Annotated in this window: 3 protein-coding genes; 1 reads left to right on the forward strand and 2 read right to left on the reverse strand. The window is 63.5% G+C overall.

All coding sequences use genetic code 11. The annotated features are described in order from the left end of the window. The coding region (locus AO501_RS13815) for a PE family protein (RefSeq protein WP_082658617.1) at window positions 1–411 on the reverse strand (411 nt) is incomplete at its 3' end. A 463-nt stretch (window positions 412–874) separates the two neighbouring features. Here AO501_RS13815 and AO501_RS13820 point away from each other — a divergent pair. Further along, the gene (locus AO501_RS13820) at window positions 875–1,138 is read left to right on the forward strand and encodes a hypothetical protein (RefSeq protein ID WP_055578265.1); all 264 of its coding nucleotides are present in this window, start codon (window positions 875–877) and stop codon (window positions 1,136–1,138) included. 59 nt (window positions 1,139–1,197) lie between these two features. Here AO501_RS13820 and AO501_RS13825 read toward each other — a convergent pair whose 3' ends face one another. Further along, entirely contained in the window at window positions 1,198–2,052 is an 855-nt protein-coding gene (locus AO501_RS13825; protein ID WP_082658618.1) for a serine hydrolase, read from the reverse strand. Window positions 2,053–2,132: the final 80 nt, after the last annotated feature.

The raw sequence follows: 2,132 nt of genomic DNA on the forward strand, positions 1-2,132 counted from the left end.
CCACAAGATCCCGCCGGCCCCGCCGGCCTGCCCAGTGCCGGCCGCCCCACTGGTTCCATTACCTATCAGCTGGCGCCCCAGCAGCAACTGGGTTGGGGCGTTGATCAGTCCCAACACCAGCTGTTCGACGCTGAACGACTCGGCAGTGGCATAGGCATTGGCGCCAGCGGTCAGAGTGCTCAGGAACTGCTCATGCACCGCGGCCGCCCGCGTGGCCAATGCCCGATAGTCGTGGGCATGCTCGGAGAACAGCTGCGCGATCCCCGCCGAAACCTCATCGGCCGCCGCAGGGGCTATGGCAAGGATAGGGGATGCCGCCAACCGGTCGGCCATCTCGAGCGCCGAGCCAATCGTTGCCAAATCTGCTGCTGCCGCCGCCATGAACTGCGGCGCCGCAATGACATACGACATGTCGAGCCACCTCCCCAGACGCGAGGCCCGTGGGCCGACTGGACGAAACTGAGCTAAGCGAGCTTCTTAAGCCCGAGCCTCAACCAAATCGACGGCGCGAGATGCAGTAGTGAGCTACTTGGATTCGGATGACGCGGTACTCGCTCGTCTGCGTCAACCGGGTTGGAGCAGGGCACGGCTGGCTACAGTCGGGGAAGGCGCCAGCCGGGGATAGTGGCGGTCACGGTGTTGGTAGCGGGCTGGATGACCGGCGGCACCAACGGTATCGGCGCCTCGGTGGGCTCGCCCCTTGATCGCGAGCCGATGCGCGCATTCACCGGCTGATGCGTCCAGCAACCCAAATCGTCGAATGGTGTTCGACCAGGCTGTTGCGTTTAGGCGAACACGACATCGGGAAACCGACATCTCGTCGCGTGTTTCGGGTCAAGCGACTCATGCTATTCGGCCCCAATTGGGAGTAGTCATGGCCACAATGCTGACCCAGCCGCTGAGATCCGAGCGTCCCGCTGAGAATTCGAACGTCTCCGACTTCAACGCGGTCGGTGTCGCCGTCGCCGCCATTTGGGTGATTGGTCTCATGGTAGGGATCGTGGCGCTCGCAACCGGGCACCTCGGGGTGGCTTCGGCGGCGCTGTTAATCGCAGTCCTCACACCACTTTTCGGCTTGGCGTGGACGCACCTTTCCGGAACGCAGGCCGCCTTCCACGAAGCAGACCGCTTTGACTGAGGCCGTCGGCTGCTGCCGTCCCGCCGGGCCTGATGACAACGACCACCAACCCGCCGGATTCAGGATTCCTCTAGCAGAAGGTCTCTGAGCAACTCACCGATCGAGCGCATTCCCGCGAGCACCGAGTCACGCAGATCCGGCCCGGCGGCGTCCCAGTTGGCAAGGACGGCATACGAGAACGAGGTGCCGTTGCGTTCAACGATGCCCACGTCGGCTCGGACAGCCGCGTCGGTTCCGGTCTTGTTGCGGATGGAGAACCCGCGATCCGACTCGGTGTGCGCCAGTGGATCGAGGCCGAACGCCGAAGCCACCATCGACAGATCCACACCTGTTGCCAGCCACGCGCCCAACTGGTCCGACACCGACCGCGATATCAGCCGCCTGGCAGCCAGGCGACACATGAAATCGGACAACTCAGCAGCCGAACCCACCGACAACGTCCACGCGTCGTCGGGCCCACGATGGTCCCGAACACCATCAAGCAGAGCGGTCCTGACGAAACCGATGGCCCCACAGAGTTCTTGGACGCTGTTCAGACCCACCCGGTTCAGCAACACGTTGGTGGCGAGGTTATCGCTGACCGCGGCCACCAACACGCACAGGTCGTAAATGCACAACTGCTGAGCTTTCAGATGCTGCCAGATACCCGAATCGGCAACGTACGCCACGAGATTGCGATCCAGCAATTCGTCACGGTCCACCGAGCCCTCGTCGCACTGCCGCGCGACTTGGGCCAATAGCAATAGCTTTCCGACACTGGCAGTCTCCATGGACGCGTCGGGATTGTGGTGTGCCAGTTGGCCGCCGGCAGCGTCTCGAACACAGATCGACCATTTGACGCCGGGCGTGAGGGCAACGGTGTCGCTGATCAAATGGTGCAGCGCGGCGTGCGGCATCGGCGGCCCATGCAACATCAATGCACCGTAGATTGGCTGAGCGTTACGGCGCCAGCGCGATGATCCCCGGTTCCATAGGCGGTAGCGGGGAGCCCCCG

The organism is Mycobacterium gordonae (assembly GCF_001417955.2).
Taxonomy (GTDB): Bacteria; Actinomycetota; Actinomycetes; order Mycobacteriales; family Mycobacteriaceae; genus Mycobacterium; species Mycobacterium gordonae_B.

Coding starts and splice junctions, on each gene's coding strand:
- AO501_RS13820 (WP_055578265.1), top strand. CDS start 875: ATGGCCACAATGCTGACCCAGCCGCTGAGATCCGAGCGTCCCGCTGAG.
- AO501_RS13825 (WP_082658618.1), bottom strand. CDS start 2,052: ATGTTGCATGGGCCGCCGATGCCGCACGCCGCGCTGCACCATTTGATC.